This is a genomic window from Enterococcus sp. 7F3_DIV0205 (assembly GCF_002141365.2).
Classification (GTDB): domain Bacteria; phylum Bacillota; class Bacilli; order Lactobacillales; family Enterococcaceae; genus Enterococcus_L; species Enterococcus_L palustris.
In genome coordinates this window covers 1,286,998-1,304,481 of the sequence record NZ_CP147244.1, presented here as the reverse complement: position 1 = coordinate 1,304,481, position 17,484 = coordinate 1,286,998, and the positions used below count along the sequence as shown (strand labels likewise).

Here is a 17,484-nt window from a genome sequence, read left to right as displayed (position 1 = left end):
GGTTGCAAAAATAAAAAAACTCTGCTATTCTTAGTGAGAAATGTAAACAGCGTTTTCAGAAAATGAAAAAAACTATAAATATTTAGGAGAATAAACATGGAAAAACAAACAATTACCATTTATGATGTTGCTCGTGAAGCAAATGTGTCCATGGCGACTGTATCTCGTGTAGTTAATGGTAACCCTAACGTAAAACCTGCTACGCGAAAAAAAGTGTTAGAAGTAATTGACCGCTTAGACTATCGTCCCAATGCTGTAGCCCGTGGCTTAGCAAGTAAAAAAACAACGACTGTAGGAGTTATTATCCCTGATGTTAGTAATATCTTTTTTGCTTCGCTAGCACGAGGAATCGATGATGTTGCGACAATGTATAAATACAATATTATTTTGGCAAACTCAGACAGCAATGATCAAAAAGAAGTCAATGTACTGAATAATCTTTTGGCTAAGCAAGTTGATGGAATCATCTTTATGGGCCATCACATTACGGATGAGATTCGTGGCGAATTTTCTCGCTCTAAAACACCTGTTGTTTTGGCAGGCTCGATCGATCCTGATGAGCAAGTCGGCAGTGTAAATATTGATTATGCAGAAGCAACTAAAGATGCTACAAACTTATTAGCTAAAAACGGCAATAAAAAGATTGCCTTTGTTAGTGGTGCATTGATCGATCCTATCAATGGTCAAAATCGTATTAAAGGCTACAAAGAAGCTTTAGCTGACAATGGCTTATCTTATAACGAAGGCTTGATTTTTGAAGCTGAATATAAATTTAAAGCTGGTATCTCATTAGCTGAACGAATCCGCAACAGTGGTGCGACAGCAGCTTATGTAACAGATGATGAGTTAGCAATCGGCTTATTGGATGGTATGATCGATGCTGGTGTGAAAGTACCAGAAGAATTTGAAATCATCACAAGCAATAACTCATTATTAACAGAAGTTTCTCGTCCACGTCTTTCAAGCGTTACACAGCCGTTATATGATATTGGTGCGGTAGCAATGCGTCTATTAACAAAATTAATGAACAAAGAAGAAATCGAAGATAAAACAGTTATCTTACCATATGGTATGGATCAAAAAGGTTCAACTAAATAATATAGTATAACTGTAAACCTTATCGATTATCAGTGACACTCCCTATAAAGTAGAAACTAGAGCTCAAAGCTAGTATACTTAGATTATGGGAGTGTTTTTTGTTTGAAAAAAATGCTGATGCTTAAAAGGTAAAAATATCGGGAAACATTCCGATACTATCAAATTGTATAAATGAAATAAGGAAGGGGTAGTTTCAATGAATATGAGAGAAAGAATCATTGCGGGTAAATTATTTTTAGATAATTGTGAGGGCTTGCCAGAGGAGCGCTTGCAGGCCAAAAAAAGAATGATGGCTTTTAATCAAACCGCTCCTGATGAAGTAGAACGAAGATTTCAGCTCTTGGATGAAATCTTTGGAACAAAAGTAAATGCGTGGATCGAACCGCCATTTTATTTTTGTTATGGTAGCAATATTGAACTTGGAGAAGAATGTTACATAAATATGGGGTGTAGTTTTGTTGATGACGCCAAGATTAAGATTGGAAATAAAGTAGCTTTTGGTCCAGGAGTGACAATCGCAACTGTAGGGCATCCCATACATCCTGATTACAGACGTTTGATGTATGGTAATTCAGTAACGATTGAGGATAATTGTTGGATCGGAGCGAATACGACGATTTGTCCTGGTGTAACGATTGGTGAAAATAGTGTTATAGGTGCCGGTAGTGTTGTGACAAAAGATATTCCCAAAAAATCGGTTGCGGTAGGAAATCCTTGTAAAGTAATCCGCGAAATCAATGAGAGAGATCGTGCATTTTATTATAAAGATCGACCTTTTTTAGCAGAAGATTTAGAAGATGTATACCGTTTAAATAGTACAAAATAATATAGAAGAGCCTCACACAAAACGACAACAAGTTTTGTGTGAGGCTTTAAATTTAACTTAAATAGATTAGTTATTATTTTTTTCGCTTGAAGAAGGGGTTGAATTTTCTTTTTTCTTATCTTCTTTTTTCTCAGACGAAGGTGTCGTTGTCGAACCTGCACTTGAAGAAGGTGTCGTTGTTGCATAGCGTCCCCAATACGCACTGTAGTTTGCATCTGATCCACCATAGCCAAATTTGTATTGGCTTTTTGGCGCACCGTCTTTTGCATAAAAGGATTCAACATTTGGTCCAGGAGCAGTATACGTTCCACCGTTATAGGTGAAAGTACCAGGTTTTTCTCCTGTAAAACTTGATACTTTTGATTTGATCACATCTTTTGAAAGTGTGAATTTTTCACCAGCACCGAATAAATCAGGTCTAACGGAATAGATGGCATTTGCCAAATTCGCTAAGTAAGCACTATTTTGATCTCCGCTATTAGGACTCATTGCGGTAGGGATATCATAACCTGTCCAAGAACCTAAGGTAATAGTCGGTGTAGAAACAACTAACCAAGCATCTTTATAAAAATTTGTTGTCCCTGTTTTACCAACCCAATCCACATTTCCAAAAGTAGGATTAAGACCATTGATCATATTTTTGAACGGAGTGGTTATTTTTGAATCTAAGACAGAACGCATCATATCATTCATGATCGAAGCGGTAGCTTCAGAATAGACTTGAACCGGTGTTTCTTTATGTTCATAAATCACTTTTCCGCTATTATCTGTGATCTTCTCGATCATATAGCCTTTTTGATATTGACCTTTATTGGCAAGTGCTTGAAATCCATTTGTTTGAGTCAAAACAGTTGTTTCTACTGAACCTAAAGGCGCTGATTCATAAGCCCAGGCATCGCTAGCAGGGTAATTCATTTTACTTAGATAATTATTATAAGAAAAATTATCGTCTCCCATTTGGGTTTTCATGGCTTCATTTAAATGGTAAACAGGAATATTATATGACCACTCTAATGAATGACGGACAGTGTCGAATGTATTTGTTCCAGAATTTGTTGCATTCGTTAGCTCACCACCACCTCTGTATGAGATAGGATAATTAGCCAAGCGGCTTTCTGAACCAATCATTCCTTGGTCGATAGCCGGTCCATAGACGGAAATCGGTTTAATCGTAGAACCAACTTGTCGGACTGTATCTAGTGCATGATTACTTTGACTAACGTTAAAGTCACGCCCTGCTACAAAGCCGATGATTTTCCCTGTTTTGTTGTCCATCAATACATTCCCAGTCTCAACAAGTCCAGCGCCATAACCATCATCTAGCATATAACCAAAGTTTGCAACAGCATTTTGCATGGTATCGTAAACGGTTTGATCGATCGTAGATTGAATCGTATAACCACGATTTTGAATTTCATTTCGGGCTTGATCTTTGTATTGAGAAAGGCCAAGGTCATCCAGTGTTTCTTTTTTTACTCCAGCTTTTTCTATATTGATATCCATCACGGCATTAGTTGCTTGTTCTAAAACAGCATTATATAAGTAGCCTTCAGTATTTTGATTGGACTCTTGCTGTGGTTGGAAATCTTGCTTTAAGTCATAGCTTTTGGCGGCTTCATATTCTTCTTTTGTAATAGCTTTTTCCCGATACATACTGAATAGAACAAAATCTTTTCGTTTCATTCCATAAGCCATGTTTTCGTCATCTTTTAAAGCACCTGTGTTGCTGTAGGGTGTGTAGATGATAGGACTTTGCGGCAAGCCTGCAATAAATGCTGCTTGAGGAAGTGTTAGGTCGTTAGCATTTTTACCAAATAGACCTTTTGCTGCTTCTTCAACACCTGCAATATTTTCTCCTTTGTTATTACGACCGAAAGGTGAAACATTTAGATAAGTAGTCACAATCTCATCTTTTGAAAAATACTTTTCAATACGATAAGCGAGTAAAATCTCGTTCGCTTTTCGCTTAAAAGTTGTTTCATCGGTTAAAATTTGTTGCTTGACCAGTTGTTGTGTGAGTGTTGAACCCCCAGATGAACCACCCATACCTGTGGCATCAGAAACAAGGGCACGAATCACAGCTTTTGGAACCACACCTTTGTGTTCTTCAAAGTATTCATCCTCAGTAGAAATAATAGCTTTTTTCAAGAGAGGAGAGATGTGTTCACTATCAACTCTTGTTCTAACTAAATCTGACTTGATCATCGCAATATTTGTACCATCCGCATAAGTCATACGGGAAACTTCAGTGATATCACTGATTTCTGTCTGTAGTTCTTCTTTTGTTGGCGGTTGTGTATCTTCAACTAGAAAAGCAAAATAGCCCATCCCGATCCCAAGACCCAAAGCACCACCTAATAGTAGAATAACCACTGCAAAAACAAATAAGGATTGCAGTACACGAATCACTACATTTATAATCAAAAAAATCTTTTTCTTTTCTGGTACTTTATTAGAATGTTGTTCCGTGTTACGGGAATTATTCTGATTGTCCAAACGCTTCACCTCAATATAATGTTACATTCCGTGATATTATAGCAAAAAAACTCTATAATGAACAGTTGTTCAGGTCTTTATAAGTTCTTAATCAAAAAAACTTAATAAAAATGGGTAGAGAAAGCTAGTTCATATTTTGGCTGATTTGTATAAAATGAAGGATGTACGTATAGTGATTTCCTTATTTTTCTATATTTTCTTCTACTCTAAATAGTACGATCTTTTTGATTAAGTCAACGGGTAATTCACGATCCAAAGGAATTTGAATCGCACCTTTACTTGTTTTAAAGTCCTTCAGTTCATTTTTAAAAGCTTCAATAGCACTTGGAGTAGGATAAAAGCCAATATGATTTTTAGCATTAGCAAAGTGAACTAAATTACCATTCAAATAGAAGGTAGGCATTCCATAAGATATTTTTTCTGTAGCTTGTGGGACAAGTTGTTTGATTGTTGTATAGAGTTGTTGCAATTTTGCTTGGCGATCTTCTGGGATAGTTGAGATATAGTCTTCAATGATTGTCATAGTAATCGTTCCCTACTTTCTGATTGGATAATATGTTTAGTATACCATGGTGTAAAGCGTGTAGGAGTTATTTTAATTCAGAAAAAACTTAGAGTGTGAAAGAAGTAACCGTTTTATGGTACACTATCAGTGCGTCGTAGAACAGGATGAAAGGCTGAAAATAATGGCAAAATCAATTGTTGAAAAATTGAACTTAATGAATTATTCAACTAAAGCAGTAGTCAATCGACCAACGAAAGAGTATTTATCGGAAATACCTGAATCGCAAAAGCAACTGCCTACAAAATCGGTAGATTTACTCTTTATTTTTGTAGAGACGATGGGGGAGTTTAAACAAGTTGTTTCAGAAGTGATCGAAAAGCAATTGCTTAATAAAAATGGGGTACTTTTTGTTGCCTATCCTAAAAAAGGGAATAAAAAGTATTCAACATTTGTTCATCGCGATGAGATTTTTCCCGCACTTCAAGTGGATGATAGTGATGGCTATGTAGCAAATAGTACGTTAAAATTTAATCGAATGGTAAGTTTAGATGAGACATTTACAGTAACTGGCATGAAAAATATCGAGCGAAAAGCCAAAACTAAAGCTAGCAGTAGCGCTCGTGTAGATGATTACATTCAGTTTATACCAGAAATAGAAGCGTTTATTGAACAGCACAAAGAAGCAAAAATGTTGTTTGATCAATTAACCCCTGGTTATAAAAAAGATTGGGCCAGATATGTTTATAGTGCTAAACAAGAAGTGACGCAAGAAAAACGCAAAAATGAAATGATCGATATTCTGACAAAAGGGTTTAAATCAAAGGAGTTATATCGTCAATATTTAGCAAAATGAAGGAGGGGATACTATGGATGATGTACAAAAATATGTAGAAAACATCGATGAAAAATGGCAAGATTCTTATCAACGATTGGCGACAGTCATCGCAGAAAATATACCTGAAGGATTTGTCTTACGCTTGCAATATGGAATACCGACATACGTTGTTCCTCTAAGTGTTTTTCCAGAAGGATATTTAGGTAGGAAAAATGAACCGCTACCGTTTATCAGCTTAGCTTCTCAAAAAAAGCATCTATCTTTGTATCATATGGGGATTATGGGAAATAAAAAATTACTGGCTTGGTTTCAGAAAGAATACCAAAAAGTGGTTCCAACGAAATTGAATATGGGTAAAAGTTGTATTCGTTTCAGTAACCCAAAAAATATTCCTTATGAGTTGATTGGGGAATTAGTTAGTAAAATTTCAATGGAAGAATGGGTTGCAAGTTATACTCGATTTACAGAGAAAAATAAGAAGTAGATTGTGTTTTGCAGAAGAAGCAAAAAGATTGTTTTTTCTGATGGTTTCACGTACTCTTTTAAAGGATGAGAAATAGTGTAGTTTATAGAATTTTAACTGAAAATAGGATAGTGCTTTGGAGAAAAGATTCTCTTATTTTCATTCGGGGCAGAACGTTGTTACCGTATGTTATCTAGCTACGCAGGCTAACTCCTCGGAAAAAAGATAAAATCCGATTGTGGCGAAAAGCGCCACCCTCTGATTTTCCTATTTTTCATTCGGAGTTGGACGAGCCTGCTACGCTTTTAAAATTATCTAGCTTCACGAGCTAGTCTCTCGGGAAAAAGATAAAAAATGATTGAGACTGAACGAGCTCGTTCAGCTTTTAAATTTAGGAGGATCATTATGTTATTAGGTTCACATGTTAGTATGAGTGGTAAAAAAATGTTGTTAGGATCAGCGGAAGAGGCTGCTAGTTATGGTTCAACGACTTTTATGATCTATACAGGCGCGCCGCAAAATACACGCCGTAAACCAATTGAAGAGATGAATATTGAAGCAGGTCAACAATTTATGGCTGAGCATGATTTAAGTAATATCGTTGTTCATGCGCCTTATATTATTAATTTAGGTAATACAATCAAATTAGAGAATTTTGGTTTTGCAACGTCATTTTTACGTCAGGAAATTGAGCGTGCCCATGCATTAGGCGCAACGCAAATCACCCTTCACCCAGGAGCCCATGTAGGAGCAGGTGTGGATGCTGGTTTGAAACAAATCATCAAAGGTCTTGATGAAGTCTTATGGAAAGAACAAGTGCCGCAAATTGCACTTGAAACAATGGCAGGTAAAGGAACCGAGTTAGGTCGGACGTTTGAGGAGTTAGCAACGATCATTGAAGGGGTTAAGTTGAATGAAAAATTATCTGTTACAATGGATACTTGTCATATCAATGATGCTGGTTATAACGTGAAAGATGATTTTGATGGTGTTTTAGAAGAATTCGATAAAATCATTGGATTAGATCGTTTGAAAGTAGTTCATGTCAATGACTCTAAAAATCCGATGGGCTCTCACAAAGATCGCCATGCAAATATCGGGTTTGGAACAATTGGATTTGATGCACTAAATAAAGTTGTTCACCATGAAAAATTAAAAGAACTACCTAAAATTTTAGAAACACCTTATGTGGGTGCTGATAAAAAGACAAGTAAAGCACCATACGGTTATGAAATTGCTATGTTAAAATCACAAAAATTCGATCCAGATTTATTGGACAAAATTGAAGGGCAATAATAATACAGGTAATACCGTTTCGTTTTGCTATAGCTTGTCCTTTTCTCAAAAGGCTGGCTCGTGAAGCTAGAGAAAATAAGGAGAAATGGTCTTTCGTAAATTTCTTGTGAGGAAAATGACAAAAGACCTTTTCTTTTTGGTCTGTTTCTAGTAAAATGATTTCTTGAGAGCAATTTAATAAAACGGGATAAATGGTCCCATTAAAAATGAACAGTGGTAAGTTGATAAGAATAGTGACTGCATAACAAACACGCAGAAGTTCTTATACAACTTTTCTAGTAGAAAGGAGAGATTTAAATGTCAACAGGTTTAGTAGTATTGATCGCGATTATCGCTTTATTAGCAGGTGCAGCAGGTGGATTTTTCCTTGCGCGCAAATATATGCAAGACTATTTTAAAAAGAATCCTCCCGTTAATGAGGAAATGTTACGAATGATGATGATGTCTATGGGACAAAAACCTTCTGAGAAGAAGATTCGTCAAATGATGCAGCAAATGAAGAACCAAGGAGACAAATAGGTTTTTTGATTGCTATTCAGAATTCAAGAGCACAACGGGCCGATTTTTGGTCCGTTTTTTTTGCACTTATTTTTCAATAAATGAAAGGAGTTGTATTAAAATGGCAAAACAACAAATGAAAGATGTGAGCGCGCAGTAGTCAAATTAGAAGAGGAGAATGATAGATGTCTATATTTAAAAAATTAGGGTGGTTTTTCAAACAAGAGAAAAAAAGTTATATAATTGGGGTCTTTTCACTAGTGATGGTGGCACTTGTTCAACTAGTTCCGCCAAAAGTGATTGGAATCGTTGTTGATAAAATCGCTGCAAAAGATCTGACGATCAAACCTATCTTATTTTGGGTGGGTGTGCTGTTGGCGGCAGCTTTAGCGCAATATATTTTTCGTTATATTTGGCGAATCTATATCTGGGGGAGCGCTGCAAGGCTGGAAAAGGATTTAAGACGACAATTATTCCATCACTTCACCAGGATGGATAGTGTTTTTTATCAGAAGTATCGAACAGGTGATTTGATGGCACACGCAACCAATGATTTGAATGCAATTCAAAATGTTGCGGGAGCGGGGATTTTAACCTTTGCTGATTCATTGATCACAGGTGGCGCTACGATCATTGCTATGATTTTATTTGTTGATTGGCGTTTGACGTTGATTGCATTGATTCCATTACCATTATTAGCAGTGACATCAAGAGTTTTAGGCTCAAAGTTACACGATGCTTTCCGAGATTCACAAGCGGCGTTTTCAACGATCAATGATAAAACACAAGAGAGCATTACTGGGATGAAAGTGATCAAAACGTTTGGTCAGGAAAAAGAAGATATTCAAGATTTTACAGAAAAGATCGATGACGCCATTGTTAAAAATAAACGAGTAAACTTTCTTGATGCATTATTTGATCCGTTTATTACATTGATTATTGGCATTTCTTATGTTCTGACAATCATTATGGGCGGACGTTTTATCATGGAAGGCACGATCACGATCGGTCAGTTGATTTCATTTATAAGTTATATTGGGATGCTTGTTTGGCCGATGTTTGCGATAGGTCGTTTGTTTAATGTATTGGAGCGAGGTAATGCAAGTTATGATCGTGTGAATGAACTGTTACATGAAAAAACGCATATCATTGAGAAAAAAGATGCGATCCAAACACCTGCCAAAGGTCAGTTATCAATGGAAATTGCTCAGTTCACCTATCCTAAAGATGACCATACGACCTTGGAACAAATCAAATTTACAGTGGGTGTTGGAGAAACGTTAGGGATTGTGGGGAAAACTGGCGCTGGGAAAACGACGATTTTAAAATTATTGATGCGTGAATTTGATCATTATAAAGGTCGTGTGACATTTGGCGGTCATGATATTAAAGATTATTCGTTGGATGCTTTGATGACCTCAATGGGGTATGTTCCTCAAGATCATTTTCTATTTTCAATGACGGTACGAGATAATATTCGTTTTGCTAATCCTGATTTTACTGAGGAAGAAGTGGAACAAGCTGCTGAAATGGCCTTTATCAATAATGAAATCAAGGCGTTTCCTAAAGGCTATGATACCTTAGTTGGGGAACGTGGTGTTTCGTTGTCAGGCGGTCAAAAACAACGAATTTCAATTGCTAGAGCGTTGATCGTTGATCCTGAATTGTTGATTTTAGATGATGCGTTATCAGCAGTCGATGCGAAAACGGAAGAAGCCATTCTTTCTAACTTAAAAGAAGCAAGAAAAGCAAAAACGACGATCATTGCAGCGCATCGATTGAGTAGTGTGATGCATGCAAAGGAAATCATTGTTTTAGATGAAGGAAAAATTGTTGAGCGTGGTACCCATCAAGAATTGTTAAGATTAGCTGGATGGTATAAACGAATGTGGGATAAACAACAATTAGAAGCGAAAATTGAAGGGAGTGAAGCATAATGGAAGAAAAATATGAATCAGAATGGACAAAATCAGTACCATTAAAAGAACAAGTCTCAATCGTTAAGCGATTACTTAAATTTGCACGGCCGTTTCGTCGTACGTTTTTAACAGCGATTTTATTTGCATTGGTACTGGCTATTATCAATATCATCTTGCCAAGAATCATTCAAACGTTTATGGATGACTATTTAACGCCTAAAACGGCTACTACTCAAGTGATTCTCTTTTTTGCTGGATTATATTTATTTGGTGTGATCGTTAAAAGTATTGTTTGGTTTTTCCAATGGTTTTTATATTCAACTGCTTCACTGAAAACCTATCAGTATATTCGCGTGAAGTTGTTTGAAAAACTACAGACTTTAGGAATGCGTTATTTTGATCAAACTCCGGCAGGTTCGATTGTGTCTCGAGTGACGAATGATACGGAAACATTATTTGAGTTTTGGTATGTATTTTTGATGGTGTTGACGGGGATTTTTGCCGTAGTTTCTTCATTTATTGCGATGTTTCAGATCAGTGGGAAAATTGCGTTATATAACTTGATTTTCTTGCCGATTTTACTGATTGTGATTTGGTACTATCAAAAATTCAGTTCAAGAATTTATAGAAGTATGCGGGAAAAATTAAGTCAATTGAATACAAAGCTGAATGAATATATTTCTGGGATGCAAATTATTCAGCAATTTAGACAAGAGCATCGTTTGGAAAAAGAGTTTGAGGAAACCAATAACGATTATTTACGGACACGCTTTTCAATGATTAGAACGAATTCATTGCTGCTAGGCCCAATCATTAACTTCCTTTATACACTTGCAATTGGTTTAACGTTGACTTTATTTGGCTATGATGCGTTGCATTCTCCTGTAGAAGTTGGCTTGATTTATGCATTTGTGACGTATGTACAGGCATTTTTTAATCCAATGACACAGATGATGGATTTTCTAAGTGTCTTTACAGATGGGATGGTTGCAGGTAGCCGAATTTTGAAAATTTTCGATAACGAAGAGTTGACACCACAACAAAATGTTGGTGCTAATGCAGAAATTCTTCGTGGAAAAATTGAATTTCGTAATGTTAGTTTCTCTTACGATGGAAAGAATAAAGTTTTGAAGAATATTAGCTTTATTGCTAATCCTGGTGAAACTGTTGCATTGATCGGTCATACAGGAAGTGGTAAAAGTTCAATCATCAATGTCTTGATGCGCTTTTATGAATTTTATGAAGGCGAAATTTTGATTGATGATCGCGATATTCGTGATTTTCCATTGTCAGAATTAAGGAAAAAATTAGGATTGGTTTTACAAGATGCATTTATGTTTTATGGTGATATCGCTGGAAATATTCGAATGTTGAATCCAGAGATCACGGATGAGCAGATCAAAGCAGCAGCTGAATTTGTTCAGGCGGATAAGTTTATCGAAACATTACCTAAAAAATACCATGCAAAAGTGATTGAAAGAGGAGCCAGTTATTCGAGTGGTCAACGTCAGCTGATTTCATTTGCTAGAACTATCGTTACAGATCCAAAAATTCTTGTATTGGATGAAGCGACCGCAAATATCGATACTGAAACAGAAGGCTTGATCCAAGAAGGCTTGGCCAATATGCGTCAAGGTAGAACAACAATTGCCATTGCACACAGATTGTCTACAATTCGTGATGCAGATCTGATCTTAGTATTAGATAAAGGACGAATCGCTGAACGTGGCAATCATGAGAATTTATTGTCTAAAAATGGTCTATACGCAGATATGTATAAGTTACAAAATAGTGATGGTTAAAATAAAAACGATTCAAGGCGAAAACATGTAGTTCGCCTTGAATCGTTTTTTCTTGCTGAATAAAGCTTTTTTGTCAAGTGCATAAAAAAATAAATTAAAAATATTTATAAAAATTATAGAGTATTTATTGAATTTCATTATAGAAAAAAATAATTGTTATGTCATCTGCTCATTTTTTTCTAATTTTTTTCGATTTCTGAACTTTAGATGTTTAACAGTTCGTATAAAATGATAGACCAAGAAAGAAAAATTTTAGGAGGAAGAAACAGTGAAATTGAAAAAAATGATGACATTCTTACTTTGTGGTATGACCTTATCAATGATTACATTGACTGAGCATAGTTATGCAGAAACAAAAGTACCGGAAAAAAGAGCGATCCTTGGAGAAGATACTCGTACAAAGGTGATGGATACAACCAAAGCACCTTATTCTAGTATTGTTTATATTTCAAAAGCAGATGGAGGTTTTGGTTCAGGTACTGTCATTGGAAAGAATAAAGTACTGACGGCAGCTCACGTGGTGACGAGTTTGAAAACAAGTTCGGATATTAGCCGAGCAAATGTAAGCCCAGCCCGCAATGGTTATTACTATCCGTATGGTTCTTTTAAAATAGAATCTATTGATATGCATACTGGCTGGACCGTTCAAAACAATCGTGATCACGATGTTGCGGTTGTTACGCTAAAACCAAATAGTAATGGTAAAAACATTGGAGAGGTCGTACCAATCATTCCTGTAACTAACGTACCAAATATACCAGTCGGTACGAAAGGAAAGTTGCCAGGATACAGCCAAGATAAATACGGAGAATTATGGGAAGGTAGAGGTTCCATTATTTCGCAAACAGCTGAGCGATTATACTACGATATGGACTCTGTTGGAGGAACTTCTGGCTCTCCTGTTTACAATGAAAATAATCAATTGATTGCTGTTCATACATCTGAATATCGTATGGGAAATGTGGCATTCAAAAACGGTGGATCAAAAATTACGGGCTCTAATTATGAATTTATTGCTAAGCATTTAGAACAAAAAGAAGTTGATACACAAGCACCTAGCCAAGTAACAGGTTTAAGATCATTTAAAGTTACAACCAATTCGGCTCAACTTAATTGGAATCCTTCAACAGATAATGTTGGAGTTGATAAGTATGAAGTATATCGCAATGGCTCAAAAGTAGGTGAAAGTAAAACCACTACGTTTGCAGTCAATGCTTTGATACCAGATACGACTTATACTTTTTCAATTATAGCTGTAGATAAAGCAGGAAATCGCTCTGTTATGTCAACAGGACTAACTGTTCAGACAGAAAAAGAAATCGTAGTGGATACGCAAGCACCAAGTCAAGTAACAGGTGTAAGAGCAAACAATGTAACAAGTAATTCAGCTCAAGTTTTGTGGAATCCTGCGACGGACAATGTTGGTGTCACTAAATACGAAGTGTACCGCAATGGTTCAAAAATAGGTGAAAGCCAAGTAACCAATTTCCAAATGAATAATTTATCAGCGAATACAGCCTACACTGTATCAATTGCAGCAGTAGATAAAGCGGGGAATCGTTCGGTTTTATCGGCTAATTATATTTTACAGACTGAAAAAGAACCAGAAAAACCAACAGAAAATCAAACAACATGGGTTCAATCAAAAACGTATGTAGCTGGTGACAAAGTTTTCTACAACGGAATTGAATACAAGGCAAAATGGTGGACGCAAGGAAATAAACCAGGAAGTTCTGATGTATGGGAAAAACTAAGCACAGGAGTTATTGAGGAATGGCAATCAAAATTAGCTTATTCTGGAGGTAACGTGGTTTCGTACAATGGAGCAAAATACAAAGCTAAATGGTGGACTCGAGGAGAAGAGCCCGGAAAAGCAACGGTATGGGAAAAAATTTAACTGAATTCAAGTAATTAAACGATTCAACTATAAATCATAATGGCGCTTTTGAAGTGACTTGTTGAATACCATGTGAAGTGGTGGAGCCAAAAAATGACTGAAAAGTCTTTGAGGGATTAATAAAGTAAAAAATGAAGGATGGTAAATCAATGAAAATTTCAAATTTAGTAACAGCATTACTTTGTAGTGCAGTATTATCGACTGCAGTGGTTGCAGTAGCACCACATGCGCAAGCAGCTCATCCTGTGAGAGAAAAATTAACCGAAAATAAATCAAAAGTCAATGATACAACAAAAGGACGCTTCCAAAGTATCTCATTTATTGATGCTAATGGCGTAACAGGGACAGGTACTGTTATCGCTAAAAATAAAGTAATCACTTCATATAATGTAGTTGAAAACTTAAAAAATAGTGAAAACCTAGAAAATGCCTCTGTAACACCTGCTAAAAATGGAGAAAACGCTCCTTTTGGCTCATTCCAAGTTGAGTCAGTCGACTTTGAAGACTCATGGAAAAATATCGCCATTTTGACACTAAAATCAAACGAACAAGGACAAAATATTGGAGAGGTCGTTTCTGTTGTTCCAGTTACAAAAAATCCAACTATTTTAGTTTGTGGTTCTGTAACAATGCCAGGCTATGACGCTGACAAAAAAGGCGAAATGTGGGAAAGCCAAGCAACAATCAGTTACAACATTGCTTCTAACTTTTGGGTTAACCAAGCAAGTGAAGATGGAAATTACGGCGCTCCAATTTTTGACCAACGTGGTAATTTAATTGGTATTCGTACGTTTGAAAAATTTTCAAAAGGCGTTCAAACTAGTGCTGCTAAATTATCAGAACGCAATTATGATTTCATTTCAAAACATTTGAAGTAACATTATTTTTTCTAATATAAAATTGATTGAACTATTTTAAAGATATCGGGGAAGTAAAATGTTTCAATACTAGTGCATCATTATTAAGATAGAAGATAAACATTACTTGGCTCCACCACTTCACATGGTATTTAACATTGTTATTTTGAAAGCACCAATTCATATGATTATTTATTTTGTGTTAGAAAAAGGTTAGACAGATCCAAAGGTCCTAAACTAACCGTTTATTCAGATTCTTTGAGGCTGGGATGTGACTCGTAGAGTTATGTCCTGGCTTTTCTTTTTCCTGATGTAAAAGTGATAGTTTAATGTACAAATCAAAACAAAATCGAAAATCAATTCTTCAAAGGAAAATTTGGGCAGAAATATAGACAATCACTCTTTTAAGTTGTAAAGTAAATGTACTTGAAAAATTCGGAGGGTGAAAAAATGATGTATGATGTAATTATAATAGGAGCAGGACCTGCGGGAATGACTGCTGCGCTATATGCGTCACGTTCTAATCTTTCAGTGTTGATGATTGAACGCGGAGCTCCAGGTGGGCAAATGAATAACACTGCTGAAGTAGAAAATTATCCAGGTTTTGACTCGATCATGGGACCTGAGTTGGCTTATAAAATGTATGAAAATGTTGAAAAATTTGGGACCGAAAATGCATATGGCATTGTGATGGACATCAAAGATCAGGGTTCTTATAAAGAAGTCATTTGTGATGACAAAACGTATCAAGCAAAAACGGTAATTATTGCAACAGGTTGCGAACACCGTAAATTAGGTGTGAAAGGTGAAGAAGAATTTGCTGGTCGTGGTGTTTCTTACTGCGCAGTTTGTGATGGCGCCTTTTTCCGTAACAAAAAACTTTTAGTGATTGGCGGTGGCGATTCAGCCGTTGAAGAAGCCATTTACCTAACACAATTTGCTTCAGAAGTTGTGATCGTACATCGTCGTGACGAATTACGTGCACAAAAAATCATTCAAGATCGTGCGTTTGCTAATGAAAAAATTTCTTTTGAATGGAATACTGTTTTGGAAGAAATCATTGGAAATGATATGGTCGTAACAGGTGGTCAATTAAGAAATACATTAACTGATGAAGTCAAAGAAATCGAAGCAGACGGTGTCTTTATCTATGTCGGTCTTGATCCTTTAACAGAACCGTTCAAAAAAGCTGGATTAACAAATGCAGAAGGTTGGATCGAAACAGATCTTGATATGAAAACAAGTGTACCAGGTGTCTTTGCTATTGGTGATGTTCGTGAAAAAACATTACGTCAAATCACAACAGCTGTTGGCGAAGGCGGAATTGCAGGACAACAAGTCTATAAATATATTGAAGATATGGCAGAAGTAGAAGAAGTTAAATAATCAATCATTTTCTTTAAGTACCGCTATACTTTTGATTGATCAAGATCTAGGTCGAAGCTTGATACGTTTTGACTTAGATCTTTTTTATATTATTTAATAGGAGTGGATGTGTGATGAGTCTTGATTTAAACGCAATTGAAGAAATCGTCAATAATGAAAAAAATGCAGGTGGATTTTCTGAGTTGATTCGCGACTTTAAAAAGATCGGCATTGAAAAATATGATTATTTGGTAGAAGTGGGCGTATATCGCTACTATGATGAAACGTCATATATTGAAATCCAACTGAATGGTAAACCTAAAACTGTTGCTGAGACAGAGTCTTTGGCAGAAATAAAACAAGCAGTTTTAAAAGCACAAGCTGGTGAGATTACATTTGAAAAATTTACAGAGCTTGCTGGATTTGCAGGAGTAGCCTTTTGGCGCACAGATTTATTGGCTATGAAGGTGGATTATTTTGGTCAAAGCGGGGACATTCTTTTAAGTGAACCAATTCCGCAAGTTTAAAAAATTATCTAGACAGTTGTCGTGAGTGTATATCTATTATTGAAGTATTTCCTGTTAATTCCTATTTTTAATGGTAAAATTAAAGATGAGAGTAGAAAATGATGAGTAAAAATAAACTTAGTATTTTTAATTATTATTAAAAAAGGAGTGAAATAATAATGATGGAATATGAAAAAGATTGGTTTATGAGACAAGTGAAAGCTGCTGTGTTCAACCCTTTTAAAAAAGCGTCAGAAGTTCAAATCATGCCAATGATTCAGGTGACCGATGAAGGAACTGGAGAAAACTATTCGGTCCCAATCCAAAGTTATCTTTCAGAACTGATTTTGATATTAAAAATAAACCAAGCTGAAAATATTTTATTTTTAGAATCGAAAAAAATGACAGACGAACAGTTTTGTGACTTAGGTCATTGGTTTTATGATAGGGTGAACAATTTATCGGATGAAGAATTAAAAGAGGCAAACTTTTCAAGAGCGGAAATCCGTCAAGGAAGAGCTGATTTGGGAGAAATAATGTAACTAAAAATACCTGTTTTTTTGTTTATTTTTTTTCTTTTGACAATTGTAAAAATATGGACTATGATGAGTAAGGATTCATAACTGAATAATTGTTAGGTGAGGCTCCTATTTGGACACATGCTGCTGCCGCGAAAGAATCGAGAGACTCTTAGTTGGTTGAACAGGAATGATCGTGAAGGTCATTCATAACGTAGCTGATAAGAAATTATCTACGCCCTATAGTGCTAAAGCTCAACGATAGAGAAACTTTTATTTACGTTGCTATTTCACGCACACTCTATTGTTGAGTGTGCGTTTTTGCTGTGAATCACAGCGACTGGCTCCGCCAGAGCTGATGATGAACAGTACTTGGCGACCAAAGGGAGCGAAGTTCCGCAAAAAAGAACAAGCAGCAAGAAGGAAAGCCTAGGTCAGAAACCCCAAGTTCCGAGACTGATAGTAATGCGACTGGCTCCGCCAGAGCTGATGATGAACAGTACTTGGCGACCAAAGGGAGCGAAGTTCCGCAAAAAAGAACAAGTAGTAAGAAGGAAAGCATAAGCTAGAAAGGCGAAGCTCCGAGACTTGTAATAATGCGAC

At 36.1% G+C, this 17,484-nt stretch carries 15 protein-coding genes and 1 riboswitch; of the genes, 13 read left to right on the top strand and 2 right to left on the bottom strand.

Features of this window, described 5'->3' with window-relative positions; all coding sequences use genetic code 11:
* Positions 1–96 precede the first annotated feature (96 nt).
* Positions 97–1,098: a catabolite control protein A gene (gene ccpA / locus A5821_RS06115; RefSeq protein ID WP_086313689.1), complete on the top strand. Its 1,002-nt coding sequence runs from the start codon at positions 97–99 to the stop codon at positions 1,096–1,098.
* Positions 1,099–1,294: 196 nt separating this feature from the next.
* Positions 1,295–1,924, top strand: a complete 630-nt coding sequence (locus A5821_RS06110) for a sugar O-acetyltransferase (protein WP_086313688.1) — start codon at positions 1,295–1,297, stop codon at positions 1,922–1,924.
* A gap of 66 nt (positions 1,925–1,990) precedes the next feature.
* Here A5821_RS06110 and A5821_RS06105 read toward each other — a convergent pair whose 3' ends face one another.
* A complete protein-coding gene (locus tag A5821_RS06105; RefSeq protein ID WP_086313687.1) occupies positions 1,991–4,420 on the bottom strand; it encodes a transglycosylase domain-containing protein in 2,430 nt (809 codons plus the stop codon).
* Positions 4,421–4,601: 181 nt separating this feature from the next.
* Positions 4,602–4,943, bottom strand: a complete 342-nt coding sequence (locus A5821_RS06100; RefSeq protein ID WP_086313686.1) for an iron chaperone — start codon at positions 4,941–4,943, stop codon at positions 4,602–4,604.
* A gap of 163 nt (positions 4,944–5,106) precedes the next feature.
* Between A5821_RS06100 and A5821_RS06095 the strand changes: the two genes are divergently transcribed.
* The 11 genes from A5821_RS06095 to A5821_RS06045 all read left to right on the top strand — a co-directional run bounded on the left by A5821_RS06095 (position 5,107) and on the right by A5821_RS06045 (position 16,905).
* Entirely contained in the window at positions 5,107–5,778 is a 672-nt protein-coding gene (locus tag A5821_RS06095; protein WP_086313685.1) for a YdeI/OmpD-associated family protein, read from the top strand.
* A 13-nt stretch (positions 5,779–5,791) separates the two neighbouring features.
* A complete protein-coding gene (locus tag A5821_RS06090) occupies positions 5,792–6,244 on the top strand; it encodes a DUF1801 domain-containing protein (RefSeq protein ID WP_086313684.1) in 453 nt (150 codons plus the stop codon).
* 384 nt (positions 6,245–6,628) lie between these two features.
* Positions 6,629–7,519: a deoxyribonuclease IV gene (locus tag A5821_RS06085; protein ID WP_086313683.1), complete on the top strand. Its 891-nt coding sequence runs from the start codon at positions 6,629–6,631 to the stop codon at positions 7,517–7,519.
* 297 nt (positions 7,520–7,816) lie between these two features.
* A complete protein-coding gene (locus A5821_RS06080; protein WP_010760812.1) occupies positions 7,817–8,038 on the top strand; it encodes a YneF family protein in 222 nt (73 codons plus the stop codon).
* Positions 8,039–8,202: 164 nt separating this feature from the next.
* Positions 8,203–9,954 (top strand): ABC transporter ATP-binding protein, encoded by a 1,752-nt coding sequence (locus A5821_RS06075; protein ID WP_086313682.1) that lies wholly within the window; start codon positions 8,203–8,205, stop codon positions 9,952–9,954.
* Positions 9,954–11,738 (top strand): ABC transporter ATP-binding protein, encoded by a 1,785-nt coding sequence (locus tag A5821_RS06070; RefSeq protein ID WP_086313681.1) that lies wholly within the window; start codon positions 9,954–9,956, stop codon positions 11,736–11,738. The genes A5821_RS06075 and A5821_RS06070 overlap by 1 nt, the downstream gene beginning before the upstream one ends.
* 268 nt (positions 11,739–12,006) lie before the next feature.
* The gene (locus A5821_RS06065) at positions 12,007–13,635 is read left to right on the top strand and encodes a fibronectin type III domain-containing protein (protein WP_086313680.1); all 1,629 of its coding nucleotides are present in this window, start codon (positions 12,007–12,009) and stop codon (positions 13,633–13,635) included.
* A gap of 149 nt (positions 13,636–13,784) precedes the next feature.
* Positions 13,785–14,513 carry a trypsin-like serine peptidase gene (locus A5821_RS06060; RefSeq protein WP_086313679.1) on the top strand — a complete coding sequence of 243 codons (729 nt, stop codon included), beginning with the start codon at positions 13,785–13,787 and terminating at the stop codon, positions 14,511–14,513.
* 432 nt (positions 14,514–14,945) lie between these two features.
* Positions 14,946–15,878, top strand: a complete 933-nt coding sequence (gene trxB / locus A5821_RS06055) for a thioredoxin-disulfide reductase (protein ID WP_086314320.1) — start codon at positions 14,946–14,948, stop codon at positions 15,876–15,878.
* Between the two features lie 113 nt (positions 15,879–15,991).
* Entirely contained in the window at positions 15,992–16,384 is a 393-nt protein-coding gene (locus tag A5821_RS06050) for a DUF1398 family protein (protein WP_086313678.1), read from the top strand.
* A gap of 158 nt (positions 16,385–16,542) precedes the next feature.
* On the top strand, positions 16,543–16,905 hold the full coding sequence (locus A5821_RS06045) for a DUF6483 family protein (RefSeq protein ID WP_086313677.1): 363 nt from the start codon (positions 16,543–16,545) through the stop codon (positions 16,903–16,905).
* A gap of 81 nt (positions 16,906–16,986) precedes the next feature.
* A riboswitch (M-box (ykoK) riboswitch) is annotated at positions 16,987–17,155 on the top strand.
* Positions 17,156–17,484 lie beyond the last annotated feature (329 nt).

Excerpts from the sequence above, each read along its gene's own strand:
- A5821_RS06080 (WP_010760812.1), top strand. The coding sequence starts at position 7,817 with ATGTCAACAGGTTTAGTAGTATTGATCGCGATTATCGCTTTATTAGCA.
- A5821_RS06085 (WP_086313683.1), top strand. The coding sequence starts at position 6,629 with ATGTTATTAGGTTCACATGTTAGTATGAGTGGTAAAAAAATGTTGTTA.
- A5821_RS06090 (WP_086313684.1), top strand. The coding sequence starts at position 5,792 with ATGGATGATGTACAAAAATATGTAGAAAACATCGATGAAAAATGGCAA.
- A5821_RS06100 (WP_086313686.1), bottom strand. The coding sequence starts at position 4,943 with ATGACAATCATTGAAGACTATATCTCAACTATCCCAGAAGATCGCCAA.
- A5821_RS06110 (WP_086313688.1), top strand. The coding sequence starts at position 1,295 with ATGAATATGAGAGAAAGAATCATTGCGGGTAAATTATTTTTAGATAAT.
- A5821_RS06060 (WP_086313679.1), top strand. The coding sequence starts at position 13,785 with ATGAAAATTTCAAATTTAGTAACAGCATTACTTTGTAGTGCAGTATTA.
- ccpA (WP_086313689.1), top strand. The coding sequence starts at position 97 with ATGGAAAAACAAACAATTACCATTTATGATGTTGCTCGTGAAGCAAAT.
- A5821_RS06070 (WP_086313681.1), top strand. The coding sequence starts at position 9,954 with ATGGAAGAAAAATATGAATCAGAATGGACAAAATCAGTACCATTAAAA.
- A5821_RS06095 (WP_086313685.1), top strand. The coding sequence starts at position 5,107 with ATGGCAAAATCAATTGTTGAAAAATTGAACTTAATGAATTATTCAACT.
- trxB (WP_086314320.1), top strand. The coding sequence starts at position 14,946 with ATGTATGATGTAATTATAATAGGAGCAGGACCTGCGGGAATGACTGCT.
- A5821_RS06050 (WP_086313678.1), top strand. The coding sequence starts at position 15,992 with ATGAGTCTTGATTTAAACGCAATTGAAGAAATCGTCAATAATGAAAAA.
- A5821_RS06075 (WP_086313682.1), top strand. The coding sequence starts at position 8,203 with ATGTCTATATTTAAAAAATTAGGGTGGTTTTTCAAACAAGAGAAAAAA.
- A5821_RS06045 (WP_086313677.1), top strand. The coding sequence starts at position 16,543 with ATGATGGAATATGAAAAAGATTGGTTTATGAGACAAGTGAAAGCTGCT.